This is a genomic window from Alkalihalobacillus bogoriensis ATCC BAA-922 (assembly GCF_000621445.1).
GTDB lineage: Bacteria > Bacillota > Bacilli > Bacillales > Bacillaceae_F > Bacillus_AO > Bacillus_AO bogoriense.
Window position 1 is genome coordinate 1 of the sequence record NZ_JHYI01000046.1, and the last position, 18327, is coordinate 18327.

Annotated in this window: 19 protein-coding genes, 1 rRNA gene and 1 riboswitch; of the genes, 8 read left to right on the forward strand and 12 right to left on the reverse strand. The window is 35.6% G+C overall.

The features are described from left to right. Positions 1-321: 321 nt before the first annotated feature. Both T323_RS0115395 and T323_RS0115400 read right to left on the reverse strand, forming a co-directional pair. The gene (locus tag T323_RS0115395) at positions 322-615 is read right to left on the reverse strand and encodes a hypothetical protein (protein WP_026674071.1); all 294 of its coding nucleotides are present in this window, start codon (positions 613-615) and stop codon (positions 322-324) included. A gap of 55 nt (positions 616-670) precedes the next feature. Then, on the reverse strand, positions 671-1765 hold the full coding sequence (locus T323_RS0115400; RefSeq protein ID WP_026674072.1) for a citrate synthase/methylcitrate synthase: 1095 nt from the start codon (positions 1763-1765) through the stop codon (positions 671-673). A gap of 118 nt (positions 1766-1883) precedes the next feature. Here T323_RS0115400 and T323_RS0115405 point away from each other — a divergent pair, with 118 nt between their 5' ends. Next, positions 1884-2759 (forward strand): LysR family transcriptional regulator, encoded by an 876-nt coding sequence (locus T323_RS0115405; protein ID WP_026674073.1) that lies wholly within the window; start codon positions 1884-1886, stop codon positions 2757-2759. Between the two features lie 363 nt (positions 2760-3122). Here the strand turns inward: T323_RS0115405 and T323_RS0115410 are convergent, their stop codons facing one another. The 4 genes from T323_RS0115410 to T323_RS0115425 form a co-directional block, all read right to left on the reverse strand. Next, positions 3123-3980, reverse strand: coding sequence for a VOC family protein (locus T323_RS0115410; protein WP_026674074.1), 858 nt, complete (start codon positions 3978-3980; stop codon positions 3123-3125). Positions 3981-4043: 63 nt separating this feature from the next. Next, positions 4044-5369, reverse strand: a complete 1326-nt coding sequence (locus tag T323_RS26910; RefSeq protein WP_035178951.1) for a M20/M25/M40 family metallo-hydrolase — start codon at positions 5367-5369, stop codon at positions 4044-4046. A 15-nt stretch (positions 5370-5384) separates the two neighbouring features. Further along, a complete protein-coding gene (locus T323_RS0115420) occupies positions 5385-6071 on the reverse strand; it encodes a hypothetical protein (protein WP_035178953.1) in 687 nt (228 codons plus the stop codon). A 17-nt stretch (positions 6072-6088) separates the two neighbouring features. Then, on the reverse strand, positions 6089-6799 hold the full coding sequence (locus tag T323_RS0115425; RefSeq protein WP_026674076.1) for a DUF5058 family protein: 711 nt from the start codon (positions 6797-6799) through the stop codon (positions 6089-6091). 279 nt (positions 6800-7078) lie between these two features. On the opposite strand from T323_RS0115425, the gene T323_RS0115430 reads away from it, so the two are divergent. The 6 genes from T323_RS0115430 to T323_RS0115455 are packed head-to-tail and all read left to right on the forward strand — an operon-like array spanning position 7079 to position 11922. Then, positions 7079-7795, forward strand: coding sequence for a hypothetical protein (locus tag T323_RS0115430; protein ID WP_026674077.1), 717 nt, complete (start codon positions 7079-7081; stop codon positions 7793-7795). A gap of 13 nt (positions 7796-7808) precedes the next feature. Continuing rightward, positions 7809-8516 carry a hypothetical protein gene (locus tag T323_RS0115435; RefSeq protein WP_026674078.1) on the forward strand — a complete coding sequence of 236 codons (708 nt, stop codon included), beginning with the start codon at positions 7809-7811 and terminating at the stop codon, positions 8514-8516. After that, positions 8509-8907, forward strand: coding sequence for a GntR family transcriptional regulator (locus T323_RS0115440; RefSeq protein ID WP_026674079.1), 399 nt, complete (start codon positions 8509-8511; stop codon positions 8905-8907). Before T323_RS0115435 ends, T323_RS0115440 begins: the two co-directional genes overlap by 8 nt. Next, positions 8900-9814: an ABC transporter ATP-binding protein gene (locus T323_RS0115445; protein ID WP_026674080.1), complete on the forward strand. Its 915-nt coding sequence runs from the start codon at positions 8900-8902 to the stop codon at positions 9812-9814. The genes T323_RS0115440 and T323_RS0115445 overlap by 8 nt, the downstream gene beginning before the upstream one ends. After that, entirely contained in the window at positions 9774-10676 is a 903-nt protein-coding gene (locus tag T323_RS0115450; RefSeq protein ID WP_026674081.1) for an ABC transporter ATP-binding protein, read from the forward strand. Before T323_RS0115445 ends, T323_RS0115450 begins: the two co-directional genes overlap by 41 nt. Beyond that, a complete protein-coding gene (locus T323_RS0115455) occupies positions 10669-11922 on the forward strand; it encodes an ABC transporter permease (protein ID WP_026674082.1) in 1254 nt (417 codons plus the stop codon). The genes T323_RS0115450 and T323_RS0115455 overlap by 8 nt, the downstream gene beginning before the upstream one ends. Before the next feature lie 169 nt (positions 11923-12091). Here the strand turns inward: T323_RS0115455 and T323_RS0115460 are convergent, their stop codons facing one another. The 4 genes from T323_RS0115460 to T323_RS0115475 form a co-directional block, all read right to left on the reverse strand. Further along, a complete protein-coding gene (locus tag T323_RS0115460) occupies positions 12092-12931 on the reverse strand; it encodes a hypothetical protein (protein WP_026674083.1) in 840 nt (279 codons plus the stop codon). A gap of 107 nt (positions 12932-13038) precedes the next feature. Further along, positions 13039-13121, reverse strand: a riboswitch (cyclic di-GMP riboswitch). 107 nt (positions 13122-13228) lie between these two features. Next, entirely contained in the window at positions 13229-13957 is a 729-nt protein-coding gene (locus T323_RS0115465) for a MerR family transcriptional regulator (protein ID WP_026674084.1), read from the reverse strand. Between the two features lie 109 nt (positions 13958-14066). Further along, positions 14067-14237, reverse strand: coding sequence for a hypothetical protein (locus T323_RS29225; RefSeq protein ID WP_169737910.1), 171 nt, complete (start codon positions 14235-14237; stop codon positions 14067-14069). 143 nt (positions 14238-14380) lie between these two features. Beyond that, complete coding sequence (locus T323_RS0115475) at positions 14381-16444, reverse strand: sensor domain-containing protein (RefSeq protein ID WP_026674085.1); 2064 nt, start codon at positions 16442-16444, stop codon at positions 14381-14383. Between the two features lie 272 nt (positions 16445-16716). Between T323_RS0115475 and T323_RS0115480 the strand changes: the two genes are divergently transcribed. After that, entirely contained in the window at positions 16717-16980 is a 264-nt protein-coding gene (locus tag T323_RS0115480) for a hypothetical protein (protein ID WP_026674086.1), read from the forward strand. A gap of 73 nt (positions 16981-17053) precedes the next feature. On the opposite strand, the gene T323_RS0115485 is transcribed toward T323_RS0115480, so the two are convergent. Both T323_RS0115485 and rrf read right to left on the reverse strand, forming a co-directional pair. Beyond that, positions 17054-17656, reverse strand: coding sequence for an esterase/lipase family protein (locus T323_RS0115485; RefSeq protein ID WP_026674087.1), 603 nt, complete (start codon positions 17654-17656; stop codon positions 17054-17056). Between the two features lie 552 nt (positions 17657-18208). Continuing rightward, positions 18209-18324: ribosomal RNA gene (gene rrf / locus T323_RS0115490) — 5S ribosomal RNA — on the reverse strand. Positions 18325-18327: the final 3 nt, after the last annotated feature.

Below are 18327 nucleotides of genomic sequence, written 5' to 3' on the forward strand. Positions count from 1 at the left end.
CCCGTTTCACGTAAAAAGCTAGCGAATGCTTCATCGGGAATCTGTTCTACGAGATCATTGACGGCGTAGGCAATATCATTTTCTTGAAGTTTTACTTCTAAATCTAGCGGTAAAATGATTTGATTCATGGTATAATGTTTAAACATAAGGATACCTCCGTTAAGTTATTGTGTGGTTACTTTAATTTTATCAGATGGTATCCTTATTTAAATCCTAAAAATTACTAAAATCTAAAAATGTAAAATAAAGAGTGGCACTCACCCCAACTCATCAGGGTGAGTGCCACTCATTTTTTATTTACTGTTTTGTCCCAGCCTCTTTTCAATACTTTCGCTCGTATGTGAAATGTAAACATAGTAAATAAATGCTATACAAGCCGAGATATGCTCCGCTTATAAGGAAAAAAGAGTTTAAAAACACCGCATGAATACTTGTCATAAACACTTCTTCATTTTCAAGTATCGCATAAACCGATGTTGCTGCTATATAACCGAAAGTCATACTTGCAACTATTGCCGCCCCTGTAAATATCGTTTGCATTAACACCCATTTTCTTTGAACGATAACCATCATAATCGGGATTAAAATAACCGCAGCGAACATGATAATTCCCAAGAGAACCACCTTCTTTATGTGAATTATTCTCCAGTATCGTCCACTGTCATAAAATTCATTCTCCAGGAATGACACCGTTATATAAAGATTGTGGCCGATAAATGCGATTGTTTTCCGCTTGTTCTAATACATTCGCAGTCCAACCTACAACACGACTAACCGTAAACGTGGGTGTAAATAAAAAACTAGGCATGTCAACAGCGCGTAAAACGGCAGCTGCATAAAATTCTACATTCGTATATAGTTTTCTCCCTGGCTTATATTCTGCAAGTAAACGTAATGCCGTTTCTTCAACTGCATTTGCTAATGCCAACCACTGGTCATCTTTCGTTAATTGAGCGGTTACTTTTTGTAATGCTTCTGCTCTAGGGTCTTTTGTTTTATATACACGATGACCAAACCCCATTAACTTTTCACCATTTTTTAATTTTGTTCGAATCCATTCTTCAGCATTCTCTTTCGTTTCAATCGCCTCTAACATAGCCGTAACTTCACTCGGTGCTCCTCCGTGTAACGGTCCTTTCATCGCACCGATTGCTCCTGTAATCGCAGACACTATATCAGACTCTGTTGAAGAAATGACTCGAGCAGCAAAGGTAGAAGCATTCAACCCATGTTCCATTGTTAATATACAGTACGCCTCTAATGCTTTACTATGGGTAGCGTTTGGTTCTCTATTATGCAACATGTATAAATAGTTGGCAATATGCCCTAATGTTTCGTGTGGTTCAATCGGTTTCTCTCCTTTTAAAATCGAGATTCTTGCTGTAATAATTGTTGGTATGAGAGCAGTAATTTGAATGGCTTGCTCAACTGTTGGTGGCCACTCATTTGATTGACTTGCTAGTGCTGATATACACGTACGAATGACACTCATCATGTCCATTTCTTTTGGTAAAGCAACTAAAACAGCCATCACATGAATAGGTATTTTTCTCGCTTCAAGAAATTGTTGTTTTAAATGATTTACCTCCTCTTTTGTTGGTAAGCTCCCATGCCATAATAGATAGCAAACTTCTTCAAATTCTTTATGAAGAGCAAGCTCCTTCGCCCAATATCCACGGTACACAAGCCTCCCATTTTGACCATCTACTAAACTAATGGCTGAATGACAAGCTATTACACCTTCTAATCCACTTTGTACGTTCATATGTCCTCACTCCTTTATTGTATGAATAAAGGATACGCCAATAAATCAATTATGAAAAATAAATAATTTATGTATAATTGATTATAAATCATAATCAATAAAAAGAAGGTGAAAATCAATGAATCTTAATTGGCTTTATACATTTGTCACCGCTGCACAGTTTGAAAATTTTTATAAAACAGCAGAAAGATTATTTTTATCGCAACCTACTGTCACTGTTCATATTAAACAACTTGAAAAAGAGCTAGGAACCCCTCTTTTTGAAAGAAAAGGACGAAACATTATCCTCACTACTTATGGTAAAGAATTTCTGCCACATGCAACGAAAATTATCGAAACACTATCAGACGGACTACACCATATTGAAAATGTTAGACAAGGGTACCATCAAACATTATCGATAGCCGTTTCTCCCTTAATTGCCTCTACCTATCTTCCCTACTGGATAAAAAAATTTATTCGGTATTACCCTGAAGTAGAAGTCATTGTCCATGTGATGGAATCTCATCTTATAGCTGAAGAGATTGAACGCGGAACGGCTCATTTAGGATTAGCAAGGATGGAAAGTAAAACACTTGGGTTAACATGTGTGAAGATATATGAAGAACCACTCAAAATTGTCGCACCACATGACGGGGGTGATTGGGAAAGCAGTATTCCACTAGACTTAGAGACGATAGTAAACAAAGAAGTTTTATTAACGTATAACCATCCGGAATATTGGGATGCTGTTTTGTTTGAACTGAAACATTTATATCGCCATGTTCGTACGATGAAAGTCACACAAGTCCATGTAACGAAACGTTTTATTGAGGAAGGGATTGGGTTTTCCATTTTACCGCGTTCAACAGTAAAGCGAGAATTAGCTGAGGGAAGAATGTTAGAGGTTGAAGCTCCATTTCTATCACTGCCTACTGCCTCCACGTATGTCATTACAAAAGACAAGTCTGAGCAAGCTTCTCAATTTATGTCAACGGTAAGGAGTTTGATTTAACCTTTCAGCATATCGTTTAAACAATAAGAAACACGCGGGATCGTCTTTTCGTATCAAGCGTAGTGGCGGAGCCCTGCCCGCTTTTAAAAGTGAACCCAAAGTGCTCTTCCTGTGGTGAAACACGCAGCATTTTCATGACACACTAAACAAACATAGCTGATAGAAGCATTCTATTAGACACTTCTCTCCGATTTTTCACTCGTTTTGTCCAATAGAACCCTATCACACACAATTCAAACGCCCTCCGTTATAGAAAAACGCAGGATCGTCTTTAGAATAAGCTTTAAAAGCTTCATTGCTATACCAAAATTTTTATACTGTCTTATAAGTCAAAAAAGGATGTTCCTGAAACATCCTTTTTCTTTATACACTATTACACCGTACCCGATTTCCAGAAGGGTCGGTTACCTCAAAGCTTGATTCCATTGTTTTCACTTCATAGCCTAAGTCGAGTAATTGATTCAATGCTTTGTTCCATTGTTGCTTCGTTGGAAAGTCAACGTAAAACATCTTCAAGCCGACACTGTTTTCAGGTGGAATAGGAGCACCAAGACCATTCCAAACATTAACTGCGATATGATGGTGATAGCCACCTGTCGACATAAATATCGCTTGATTCGGGATTTCCACAATGATATCGAATCCGAGAGCTTTATGATAAAACTCTCTCATGTTGTCTAATTCGGCTCCGTGCAAATGAAGATGACCTACTATAGTAGAAGGCGCGATCCCATCCCAATGCTCCCCGACACCTTCTTGTCTTAATGCTTCCACATCTAGTCGTTCTGTCGTAAATTGAATTTCACCTTGACTCCCGTGCCACGTTGTCGAATCAGTATCTGCATAAAGCTCTATTCCATTCCCATCAGGGTCAGCTAAATAAATCGCTTCACTTGTGCCATGGTGAGAAGCTCCTTGTAATGGATAATGAGAATCAAGAAGATGACAAAGAACCTTTCCTAGTTCTTTTCGATTAGGTAAAAGCAATGCAAAATGATACAGACCTGTTGTTCTTTGTTGCTTTGGCAACACTTGATTAGGCTGTACAATTGATAAAATTGGAGTTTTCCCATCTGCTGTGAACACTACTTTGTTATGAACGTGTGTTTTTATACGTAATCCTAACATTTGTTCATAAAAAGAGAGAGACCTCTTTATATCTTCGACCTTTAATTCAACAACACTGATAAAAGTTTGGTTATCCGTATGAAACTGTGACAATTTACATCCTCCTAATGTTCACTTCTGCAATCACCGCAATTGTATCACTTTATTACTATAATGTTACTCTACGTGATTAAACAACTGGATAGCTTTAAACATTGCGTTTGTCCCAAAGTGAACACACTCTACTGGGATCCGTTCATCTGCAGCGTGAACACTTTGAATGAAGTTAAAATCAGATGGTAGATTCATCGGTGTGAAACCATACGTTTGAATACCTAAACTTGAGAAAAACCTCCCGTCTGTTACACCTGGCAATACAAAGGGAATTGGAATAGCCTGATTATCACACTCCATTAAAACATCCTTTAATAAGGAAAAGTGTGTCATATCAACATCCGTTTGAACAATATCAGATCGAACGATTTCCACATCAATCGTATGATCACCAATTAATGCAACTAGCTCTTCTCTAAATTCAGCCTCTGAAAAACCTGGTAGAATTCTTCCGTCAACTTCAATTGTAATCTCACTTGGAATGACATTTACTTTATCACTAGCGTTTACAATGGTTGGAGAAACCGTATGATGTAATAAGCTTTCAAACAAACTCCCTTTTGGACCTAGTAAACCAATGACTTTATTCGCCAGTTTAGGCTGAAGTAATTGCTTAACTATAACGTTTTTTGGGAATGTTAATTCGTTTGCTATCGCTTTAATCATTTCTTCTACAACCGGTGTTATATGAATTGGCATCGGCTGACTAAGTTTATGAAGGAGAACAGACAGCTTTTTCATCGCGCTATCCCGAACCGGCATTGAACCATGTCCGCCCTGACCTTGTACAGTTATTTTCACCCAACTCATTTGTTTTTCAGCAACCATAATAGGATAAAATCGATGACCTTCTAATTCCATCGAAAATCCACCAAACTCACCTAGCGCATATTGGACTCCTTCAAATAAGTATGGATGCTGTTCAACTAAAAACTTTGCTCCATAATTGCCCCCATTTTCTTCATCACTTAAAATCACTAATAAAACATCTTGTTGCAACGGTGTATTTTCAAACTTAGCACGCAAAAATGCCGCTATCATCATAGCTACACCACTTTTCATATCAAGCGCACCACGCCCCCAAATATAGCCATCAATAACCTCACCTGAAAATGGAGGATAGGCCCATTGTTGGTTTTCGGTTGTGACAACATCAACATGACCATATAACATTAGAGGAGGGGCTTGTCCGTCAGCTTTTATTCTAGCTACTAAGTTGGGACGATTTTCATCTAATGCATAAATACTAGACTCAATATCATACTCAGCTAATAGATTTTGAATATACTCTACACAAGCACGTTCATGTCCAGGTGGGTTTGTTGTATTAAACCGAATTAAGTTTTGGAGGATATCGTCAGGTCGCTCATGAATAAATGTTGTTGTCATTATATAATTACCTCTCTATCTTTTTCTTTTTTTCTCAATAAGTAGACAAATCATTACAGTAACTATGATAGATACGAATATATTTTTTAAGCCACCTACAGGTAGAATTGTTATAGATAAAGCCACCAGTAACCCAACTAACGCGTATATCGGCTTTTTTATCGCAAACTGTCCAAGTATTCCACCAAAAATAGCAGGTAAAATATACTGAAGCATCGTTTGAGCTGATTCTGGCAAAACAGACAAAAGGTAAGAACCTCCAAATATGATTGGAATTAATATGGCGATATTAACAAGTGATGCTGCGCCAATCCCTAATGTAGCTGCAATTTCACCTTTTTTTGTTCCAGGTTCTGCTCCGACGGAATGCTGTGCTGCTGCTGCAGATGGAAGGCACATGTTGGAAATGTTGCCCGTTAAAAACGCCAAATATGTTCCAGACACACCGAGAGTTGGATAATATAAAATTGGCTCCATCGTCCATGCTAGAGCCATTAGCGCCGCATAAGCAACATAAGCCGCAATAATCGGCCCCCACCCTGGGTGGTATCCTAGAACGAATGATAGATAAAGCGGTAATAAAATAGATAGACCAATGACTATCCAAATCGTAAAACGTCCCCAAAAATGAATTTGAGTATAATAAGCATCGATTCCATTTGTTTGTTTTTCTTTTTTTACTATCACTTCTTTACTCACCATTTACCTTCATCCTATCTTTAGAAAGTTACGATCAAGCCTACAAGTAAACCAGCTAATATTGATAAGCCTAATGACCATTCTTTCAACCAATTTAGCCTTTTCGTATTCGCGATGTGGAGAATTGCAACCATGGCACAACATGATCCGATAGCAACAAGTGTATGAATATGACTTTTCAACATCTCCCCACTGACAAAAAAACTAAAAGCTGCAATAAGCGCCGCTGTTGTAATGAGAACCATACCTTTCCCATCTTTACTTTTTCCGGCAACTTTTTTTTCTATTTTTCCAAATGATTTAGTAAACAAAGCGACAACTAATAATCCGCCTGCTCCACCTAAACATAATGTCCATACTACCGCAGTAAACGCTTGTGGAGTAAATTGAGGTGAACCAAGTTCTATTCCGTAAGCATCTGCGCCTATACTAGCGCCTAATGCTTCAACAGGTGCCGACCCAATAATACCGATCCTCATAAGTGTCAACGGGTCTCCTAACAAGGTAATCAACGAAATGGCAATAACCATAATCCCAAGGGATGGACCAATGGCACTAATCGCTCCTGTTTTTAATGCACTTCGAACATCAGAAGAAGTCATTCCTACAGTTGAACTTGCTTTTGTGGCAAGACGAATAAATAGTATCCCTTGTAAAACAACAATCCCAATAATAAAAAAAGCGAATATCCAAATAACCTCACTATTTGCAATTTCCATCACTTCCTTCACATCATCCCTCCTATCTTTTTAAAGACAATAACATATAACTTTAGTCTCTACGATATTTACGGTTATATTTTCTTTCAAGCATTTATATATCAAAATAATAATACCACAAAAATGATAAAAAATTCAGAAAAATCTTTTTCCTTCGGTCTATGTAGGAAATTCAAGGTCGTTTTAAAGAAAATTATCCTTTTTTTACATTTTGCCGTTGTTTTAGATTTAACTGTGTGATACTGTGTATATAGATATAAACACCTTAACACTTAGATAGGAGGATTAGATATGAATTTCGTCCAAATAAAAGCATTGATTGCATTTGAACTGAAGTGCACACCACCTTTTTTATATGCCTTAAACATTTTCATTCAAGTGGCCATGGCGATCCTTTATTCAGAACTATTGGCAGGCCGCCTTCAAGAAGAAGCGAAACCACTCGTCGATATATTACTTCTATGTGGTCTATCAATTAATATCTTTTTGCTCAGACCTTATTCCTTTACGGTTCAAGATGTGAAAAGTAATTTCTACGTTGCACCGATTCAATTATTGTTTCGGACGATGTCTTTTTCTAAGAAGAAAATTATTATTAGTCGGATAACAACTGCATTAATTTTAAATTTCTTTTCAACTGTCATTTTCTTAAGTACATTTTTTATTATCTTACCACCTCATACAATACCAAATAGTGTTTCCTTTTTTCTCGTTTGGCTCTTTGCCACTCTTGGATTGTCAGGGATCAACCCATCTGGAGAAACCGGTGGGAAATTCAGTAAACCATTTATGATTTTTACTGTTATAGCCATGTTTAGTTTGTTTTTTTTACTGATTACAATTGTTCGTCTCACAACAGACAAACGTGTGTTTGAATGGCTGTTAACAGGAATCACGAACTATCCGATTCTACTTCCGTCTATCATGTTTTTACTCGCTGTATTTCTGCTATACAGTTGTGTTTTAAGTATGAAAAAACAGTTAAATGCTGTTGACTATTCAGTGTAAAGGAGTGAGCTTTTTGAATATTAAACAGTTAATTTTATTTGAGTACAAAACGACTCCTTACTGGTACTTTTTATTGTTGTTTAGTTTACCTATTTTATTTGGAACATTAGCTTGTATTATTATAGATTCTAGCTTTGCTGGTCGAAAACTAGTTGCAATTGATACATTATTTTTAATTGTTGGAGTAGCACTACAGCTATGTCGGTTTCATCCGTTTGTTTTTCCAACAAGGATGCATGCTACGCCTTTTCATTTACTCCTACGAAGAATGTCAATTTCTGAGAAAACTTTAATATGGAGCCGTTTTTTGACTGCGTTACCTTTTCAAGTTGTATTTTATCTACTGTTTCTTACAACCGTTTATTTTTTTCAACCCGTTTTTAAACAAGAATTCCAACTATATTCTCTTCTTATGTTCACATTACTTTGGACTAGTGTTGGAATAGCAATTAGCAGCTTATATTTATCCATTGAGTCCGGAACAAAGCTTTCTCCGATGTGGCATGGCATTATTGGTGGTGTATCCGTTTTACCTTTGCTACTTCTTGTAAATGTTGTTTATAACGTCACCAATACCGGGATTGTAAAAGGCCTTGTCTTTCTAGTTAATACGTCGTACCCGCTAGCCGTCATAATTAGCATACTAAGTCTAACTTTTAGTTATTTCATTTGGAAATGGCGGGTTACATTTAGTATGAAAAAGGTCGATTTTCATGTCTAATTTACTTCCTATTCATATTGATGAAAATAGCCGGACGCCCATCTATGACCAGATTGAATCGCAACTAAAAATTTTAATTGTAAGTGGAACTCTCCCACCAGGAACCGTTCTACCATCGATAAGAAAACTAGCAACTTCTTTGTCATGTAGCGTGATTACAACAAGGCGTTCCTATCAAAACCTTGAACAACAAGGCTATATTAAAACAATTCAAGGAAAAGGAACGTTTGTCGCTCATATAGACATAGAAAACAAGGATGAACAAAAAAAAGCAGCGGTAAAAAAAGCGTTAAAAGACGCCGTTTCATTAGGGAAAAACTATCAATATTCTGATGAAACATTATTAACATGGTTTACAGCCTTATTAAAGGAGGAGAATGAACGTGATTAAACTTTCAGATGTGAACAAAAAGATCGACAAAAGCTTTAATGTTGGCCCTCTTACTTTCGAAGTTCATAAAGGCACTGTGACAGCATTAATCGGAAATAATGGTGCGGGAAAAAGCACACTTCTCCGTCTAATCACAGGTATGGTGTATGCGGATAGTGGAGAAATAAACCGGTTTGGGTTTACAATCGACCAAATGGAATGGAAAGAATTAATTGGGTATGTCCCTCAAACATCAACCGGGTATGACAGGTTCACATTAAATCAATTAGCTGATTTACATTCCATTGGTTTTAGCGGCTGGGACAACAATAAGTTTATGCAATTACTGGAACAGTTTAACATTCCTCTAAATAAACGAGTAGACACGCTATCCGTTGGGATGCAAAAAAAAGCATTGCTTTTCCTTGCCCTAGCACGACAAACAAAGATTTTAATTATGGATGAACCTCTATCCGGAGTTGATATTGAAAGCCAAGAAAAAATTCGAGATTTATGGGTGAACTACTTAGAAGAAAATCCAGATCGTTCTATTCTATTTTCATCACATGTAGCGGATGAAGTCAAAGAATTTGCAGACTATATCGTTTGTATGCATGATGGGAACATTATTGGAAACTATGAAAAAGACAACCTAATCCAAAACTATGCTAGACTATGGGTGAATGGGACTTCCACAATGTTCTCAACTATACCAGCCGTGATTTCCATTACAGAATCAGGAAACCAGTGCGAATTGGTAACTGCAAATCAAGTCGAAACAGAAAAAGCTCTCGACACTATGAATAGTAATATTTTATCGAAACAAAGCCTTCGTTTTGCTGAAATCTTAAGCTATATTCTTCGGAATCAGAAAGGGGAAACAAATCATGACGCTTCAAGTAAATCAAATAACAAAAAGGTTTGGTAATCATAATGCAGTCAACGGGATATCATTTTCCGTGGAAAAAGGAGAAACTTTTGGGCTATTAGGTGCAAATGGGGCAGGAAAAACAACAACGTTCCGGATGATTCTAGGATTACTAGAGCCTACAGAAGGAACCGTCATGTGGAACGGACAACCACTTTCCTATAAAAACACACATCTCATCGGATATCTCCCTGAAGAGCGTGGGTTATTTCCAAAGTTAACGGTTAAACAACAATTATTTTATTTAATGAAATTAAAAGGAATGAACAAACAAGCGATTATAAAGGAAATGAGAAAATGGCTTGACCGTTTTGGTGTACCTGAATATGAAAATAAAAAAATAGAAGACCTTTCTAAAGGAAACCAACAAAAAATACAATTTTTAGCTGCTGTATTACATCAACCAGAACTTCTTATTTTAGATGAACCATTTAGTGGGCTTGATCCTGTAAATTCAGATATGTTAAAAGAAGCTGTCTTTGATTTACAAAAAGCTGGGACAACGATTGTCTTTTCAAGTCATCAAATGCGCAATGTGGAAGAGCTATGTGAAGATTTAATTATGCTTAAACAAGGTAATTCCATCTTACAAGGAAACTTAACAGACATTAAACGATCGTATGGAGTGAAACAATTATCGATTCGCGCCGATTATCCTCTCGATTTCCTTTTAAACATCCAAGGTGTTGCAGCGATAAATACGATAAAAGACACATCCTATGTACAAGTCGAAAATGAATCCGTAGCAAAAATTATTTTTGAAAATATTACTGCTAAAGGTTTTGTTCGTAAATTTGAAATTGAAGAACCATCACTCCATGATATATTTATAGATAAAGTAGGAGGAAATAACCATGAATAATTTTTGGACGACTGTTGGTCATACGGCAGGAAGACGAATTGTATCGAAAGCATTTATTTGGAGCACTGTGATTGTTTCCATTCTTATTATTGCGCTAACGAATATATCGAACATTATTGGTGTTTTTACCTCTGACGAAGAAGGTGACATTCGTCAGCAAATTGTCGTTATTGATGAGACACATGATGGTATGTTTGCTAGTTTGTTAACGTCGAATGAAGAAGGAATATTTCAATATATTGAGTATACTAATGGGGATCTAGAAAAGGCACTCGAAGATGCACGAAATGAAGAGCATGACTATGTATTAGTAGTAACAGGAGATTTACTTGATATCAACGCTGAATTTTTCGGAAGCGGGACTGATTATACGATTGCATTAGACGTCCATCACGACGTTCAACGAGCGAAAGAAACGATAGCGACTAACGAATTAAATTTAAACGCAGAAGAACTTGCCATCATTTATTCCCCTATCACGTTCCATGAACTCCCACTCTATGAAAATGGAGAAGTACAAACACAAGAAACACATATGCAAGCCTATTGGATGGTATACGGACTCGTGTTCGCGATTTACCTTATTGTCATTGTTATGGGAACAATGATTGCGACCGAAGTAGCAACCGAAAAATCTTCAAGAGTGATGGAATTAATCATATCAAGTGTTAATCCCGTCACACAAATGATCGGAAAACTAATCGGGATCGGTCTTGCTGGGCTTGTAAACCTCATTCCACTTTTACTTGCTTTTTTCTTTGGTTCTTGGTTAAGTGGGAATGAATTTTACGAAACCTTATTCACAGAAATCATTGACCCTACACTACTTTCTTATGCTTTCATCCTCATTATTTTAGGATATTTTGTTTATGGTGGAATTGCTGCGATGTTAGGTGCTCTTGTTAGTCGGGCTGAAGATGTAAACTATGCGATTCAACCTTTAATCTTTATAGCTATGATCGCCTTTTTCTTAGCTCTTTTCGGATTAAACACGCCAGAATCTTCCATTATTCAAATCTTGTCGTACGTACCATTTTTCACACCACAGTTGTTATTTTTACGAATTGGGATGGGAACTGTTCCAGTGTGGGAAGTGTATGTCATTATTACAATTTTAACGATAAGTGCGATACTCATCAATATAATAGCAGCAAAAGTATATAAAGGTGGCGTTCTCATGTATGGAAAATTTTCATTTAAGGAAGGATTTAAACAAGCGTTTCAACTTGCTAAAAAAGAAAAATAATAAAGAAAATCGCGGGAGCGTCTTTTCTATTAAGCGAAGTGCGGATCCTTCGCTCTTCTTGAAATAGCTTTCAAAGCTTCACTGCCACACCAAAATTTTATGCTTTCTTATCTTTAAAAAAAACCGCCAAGTGGCGGTCGGGGCTGCTGTGAAAAAACAGCAGCTCTTTTTAAAGTTCCATTTCTAGTATTGTCGTTTCCAAACTATCTGTTTCCTCTTGCATCTTTTTGTATATTGCCCATTCCTGATGAAATGAGCTCAAGCACTGTTTAAATTGTTCATAATTAGGACATTTAGCTTCATTCCATTCACTTTCAATTCGTTTCACAATTTTCGTAATAGTATAGGAAAGGCGATCCGGTATTTGTGGAACATTTTCTAAAATCAATAAATTATAAAAATCTTCTATTTCTTCCTTGAAATTTTTTAAATGATAATGTTTGATCGAATCATCCAATGATAATAATACATTTAAGGTCATGTCGATAATAAACGAATTAATTTTTGCAGCAGTATCAATTAATTGTTGATTTCTTTTTTCAACAAGTGCTTGAATTGATGATTCTGTTCTTTTCCTTTTGACCATCGTTTGGTGTGAAACAACCATTACTTGTTGGTTATGATACATGTGGGCTTTTTCTCCAAGGTCTAACATTTCACCTAATTGCATTAATTTCTTCGCTAGGGCTTGTTCAGTAATTCCCATTTTTCCACTCATATCATTAATAAATGTTTCCCTTAACGTTCGGTCGTTTTTGTCTTTTAAAAAACCACGAAATCGAATGTGGTCTTGAACTAGTTCGAGTATGTTTTCCGTTTTCATTGCGTCCCCTCGATATAACGCTAACAACGAAGCTGATAATGTATAATGAGAAGAATATCCAGCCGTAATTGACCAACAATTGGTATTGGCATAAAATAAATTTTTTGAAACTGCCCAGTCGTACCAACCTGCTGTGATGTATGAGAATAACACTTCAGACCATTTTGCTTCTACGTGCATTTCCATTTTTTCTCCACCTCTAAAAAGTATTCAATCTAGCTTTTTGCAACCTAACCGTCTAGGCTCAAAAAAAAGAAACCATTCCGATGCCAAATTGGTTTCATGTCATTCCCTTTGGCAACCCGGCTACCGTGTCCAAGACGTAGGCCCGTGGCTTTGCGTCACTACCTTTCGGTTAGTTTTGCGATTTACAAATAGTCGTATTTTATTAGTTCTATATTACTGTAATTTTTCGGAAAATTCCATAGTTTTTATTTAATTATGACGCAAATAAAATATCAGCATAAAAATGCCCTCTAAAAGTTATACATCTTTTAGAGGGGGATTATCTGAATAAATCTCCATTGCCTCGCTCATAAATTGGGCCAGGCCTTTACCAAACTGATCAATATTTTTCGTGAATCTAGCATCTAGTACATAGAGCTGACCTAACCCTTTAAACGCTTCTAACGTATAAGTACCAAAATGCGTATTTAAATATTCATACCATTGTTTTATATAATATTGTGCTTGATTTGATGCTGGTGAATGGTGCCGTATCGTAGCTAAGTTTCTGTATAATTGATTTATCTTTTCCTCATCACCTTTTGTAAGCGAGTTACCGACAACCATTTTCCCCCACCGATTCCTCGCTTCTTGTTCGTAATGATTTTTTTTAAAATCAAAGCCACTAAATTTTTCTTTATTCGTCAATGTTACTTCTCCTTTTGCATTTTGAATTGTCTTTTCAATTGTTTCTATCATCGTATCAATGCGATTTCTCTTTTCCACTAGCATTCGCTTCTGTCTTTGTAACGCTTCATCGCGATTGAAAGAAGGGTCATTCACAATTTCTTTTATTTGCTTTAGAGAAAATCCTAATTCTTTAAAAGACAAAATTTGCTGAAGTTTTTCTAAATCATTGTCGGAATAAAGTCGATATCCTTTTTCTGATTTTACTTTTGGGGATAACAACCCGATTTCGTCATAATGATGCAATGCACGAACACTAATCCCGACTAAATTTGCAACTTCTTTTACTTTCATTGACATGTGATTACCACCTTCCCATAAAGAAAAGTGTAAACTATAACATTACGTAACGGTCAACTATTATTTGAAAAAGCAAAGGAAAAAGCCTTCAGTACATGAAGGCTTCTAACTATGATATGCTTTTTTCAACTGCACTTTGCCAGTCAGGAAAATAATGCAATGCATGTCTCATGACTTCTGGATGAGATTTCTTCACTTTCTTTTTATTTAAATCTCCTGTTTCTTTGTGCAATTGTTGAATCGACTGGATTACTTCTTCTGGACTCATATTTACATCCATATTAAAACCTCCTTTTTTAAAATTATCTATATATTCTCCATATACAAAAAATAATACACCTTTAACATAAATTTAGTTCTTTTGACTTGTTTTTCCATTACTATAACATAGAAGAACCATCTTTAATTGAAAGATGGTTGGTCCTACTGGGAAATATGAATGATTTCTAGAACTTCAGAGTGTGGTATAGGTCTTCCAAATAAATAGCCTTGCATTTTCAAACAACCTTGTTCAAATAAAAAAGCTAATTGCGCCTGAGTTTCAACACCTTCTGCAATAACTTTCATATTTAAACTTTTTGCTAATGCAATAATGGCTTTAATTATCTCTTCCTGGTTAATATCTTGATTAATATCTCTTACAAAGGACTGGTCGATTTTCAGTCGATTGATTGGAAACTTCTTCAAGTAACTGAGAGAAGAATAGCCCGTTCCAAAATCATCAAGAAACGTTTCAACTCCAACATTTTTTAATGACTCGAGTTTTGATGCTACAATTTCTGCATTTGTCATCGCTGTTGATTCAGTAATTTCCAACTTTAAATGCGTAGGTTGGATTTTATATTTGTTTATTGTATTTTGGATCATCTCGGTGAAATCCATTTGCTCAAATTGTTTTGCGCTAATATTAACTGAAACATAAAGGGACGGATCAGACTCGTGCCAACTTACACAATCAGAAACGGCTTTTTCAATTATCCATTTTCCAATCGGGATGATTAATCCTGTTTCCTCTGCAATAGGGATAAACTCTAAAGGAGAAATTTGACCGAGTAGGGCGTGATTCCACCTTAGTAAAGCTTCAAATCCAAGAATTTTTCTTACTTCAATATTCACTATTGGCTGATAAGATAACGATAATTCTTGTCTTTCAATTGCTTTATGTAGACCTTGTTCAATGATTAACTTTCTTGATAATTTTGTAGACAAACCTGAATTGTAAAATTCTGATTGACTTTGTCCCTTTTCTTTAGCAACAAACATCGCTTGGTCGGCTTTTTTAATTAACCCATCTACACTTAATGTATGGTCAGGATATACACTAATTCCTACACTTGTCGTTACAACATAATCAAAACCCTTTAATTCAATCGGTTCTAACAAGATAGTATGAATTTTTTCGGCTGTCTCTTTTAAATAAGTTAAATCAGTGAAATTTCTGACAATAACAGAAAATTCGTCTCCACCTTGCCTCGAAATGAAAATATTATCTCCTAAACCTTGCTTCAATCTCCATGCTACCAATTCTAACAAGCGGTCCCCTATACGGTGACCTAACGTATCATTAATGGATTTAAAGCGATTTAAATCCAAATACATCACTCCGACTTTTAATTGTTTCTCCTCAGCTTCAATAATCGCTTTATGAAGTTCTTCATCAAACTTCCTTCGGTTAGGAAGCTTCGTTAAAGGATCATGAAAAGCCATAAAGTTCAATTCTTCTTCAGTTCGTTTTCGTTGTGTAATATCAATTTCCAACCCGTCAAGCCTAACTAACTTCCCTTTTTTTAGAACTGGAACAACATTACTAAATACCCATTTCACTTCCCCCGATTTATGCAAAATCCGGTATTCCATTTCTACCGTTTTTCCCTGTAGAAACTGAGAGTAGCAATTTATAATTTTTTCTAAATCTTCTTTAAGTATCACATTTCTCCATAGAAAGGGGCTATCTAAAAATTCTTGTTGTGTATATCCATAGAGGTGAAAACAGGCAGGAGAAATATTTATAGTCTTTTGTGCAACCATATCCAGAGACCATAAACAGATGTCCAAGCTATCAAAAATAGTTTGTAATTGTGTTTTCGAAGCAACTAATTCTTTTTCAATAATTTTTTTCTCAGTTAAGTCATTTGCAATACCAAAAATTCCACAAACTTCACCATTTATGAAAATGGGCATTCCTGAAAGAGAGATATGAATATCAAATCCCTCTTTATGACCTATCGTCAATTCAACCGATTTATGCTGGCCGTTTAAAACATCTAAAAATTCTTTTTTTATTCTTTCTCGGTCTTTTTCACTAACTAATTCATAAAAATTTAAATGAGAGACTTCAGCAAATGTATAACCAGTAAGCTCTGTAGAAGCAGTATTAAAAAACACAAAATACCCCTCTTTATTCAGTGCATAACTAGGGTTTGTATTATTTTTTAATAATTCTGAATACGATTCGATTACGGTCTTAAATTCACTAGATTTCCCCATTATTATCAGTCCTCTATGACAAATGCATTTCTATTAACAATTTTAATATAAAAATGTTAAGTGCACAGTTTTTCTATGTTTTTATTATATAATCCAAAATACCTATTAGTAAACTCTTTTTTTATTTATTTGTATATGATGTAATCGCTTACTATTTTAACAATTAGTGACTTTATACATATTCAACTTCTCTGCACCTGCATACATCTTAAATAATGACGTATGTATATAAATAGAAGTATTACAAAGTCTAAAACGTTAGGTGGGATTAAATGGAACATAAAACACCTTTTTTGTTTTTGCCTATAAGTTTTGTAACAGCCACTTTATTTCTTTTTATAAGCATCGGGCTATTTCTTTTTTACCCTCAGTATGTATGGCTATCATTACTTTTCATTTTTTTCTCGATTGTTATTTTAGGAGTTCAACTATTACTTTTGTTAGAGGCCCCTTTTATTAAATGGGTGTTAGCTATTCAAGTCTTTATCATTGCAATAACCGTGCTGATAAAAAGTATGATTCTTGCTTTTTCATAGTTACGTTCATAACGAAAAAGGTGTTCTATTAAAGAAACACCTTTTTCGTTTTGCGCTTATTTTCTTTTCCACTTTATTCTTCGAGAGCAGCCTTAATTAGTCGATTCACTTGAAAACTATTTAAAAGACCAACATGGGACACACCGTGAATTAGTATATTGTTTGCACCGTACATTCTTGATAAAGAAGATGAAACAATAAAGTCACTTGATGAGTAAATCGATGTTGTTTCAATTCCTCTTGGAGCAATGTTTGTTGTTAATCCATTTGCTCCACCTAACGTCACAAGCTTCTCTACTTTTGAATCTCCGCCTTTATTACGGATATAATATAAGCTATTTGCTCCACCCATACTATGTGCAACTATATTTACTTTATCAGCGCCAGTTTCTCGTAACACATCATCAACAAAACGTTGTATTGCCGTTGAATTTAATTCTTGATGGCCTTGTTTACTAGGAAGTTCAATAGAATAAAGTTCATTACTACTCCAACCTTGACTGCGTAAGTATCTTTCAATAAATACAAAATTAGAAGCCGAACCCGTTAATCCGTGGACAAAAACAACAGGTGTATTCCTAGTTGCTGCTTCTGTGTTAGAAGGCTGAACTGCTGTAAATACTGTTAACACCATTAGAAAACTTAAGACAATTGAAAACAATTTATTTTTTCTCATCTAACAAAATCTCCTTTTCATTTATATTATTAAAACGCGCTCTTACAACAAAAAACGATCCTCCTTTCCTTTTTTTATCCTCTCTTACAGAAGGATAATTCTATTAATCATTGGCTAATAGCTTAAGAGAGGAGAAATAGTTTTGGTATAATACAAAAGTTGTCTTATACTAATACTTTAGTAAATATACCAAAATTATTACATATACATTTATAATAAATTTTCAGATGAATAGTCAATTGATTTTAATAACAAAGTTTAATTTACTATAGAATTCTTTAAATTGTTTTAGTCAATAGATAATGGAATTTGTCCCAGCAAGTCTACGGACATACTTTCCGCTATTTTAAGAAAAAGCTGTGTTTTCGAGATGCTAGTGGACATCTGTTCCGTTACCTCAGGAAAACGGAAGCTTTTTGCTCGTTTTTTGATCAAATAACGGAACTGATGTCCAAATGAAGTTGGAAATGGCTTGCTTTTTATTAAATAGTGGAATCAATGTCCATAACGCAAAAACACATGACGTCTACTGACATCATGTGTTTTAGATTTGCTTAGCAACGTCCTACTCTCACAGGGGGAAGCCCCCAACTACCATCGGCGCTGATGAGCTTAACTTCCGTGTTCGGCATGGGAACGGGTGTGACCTCATCGCTATCGTCACTAAACCT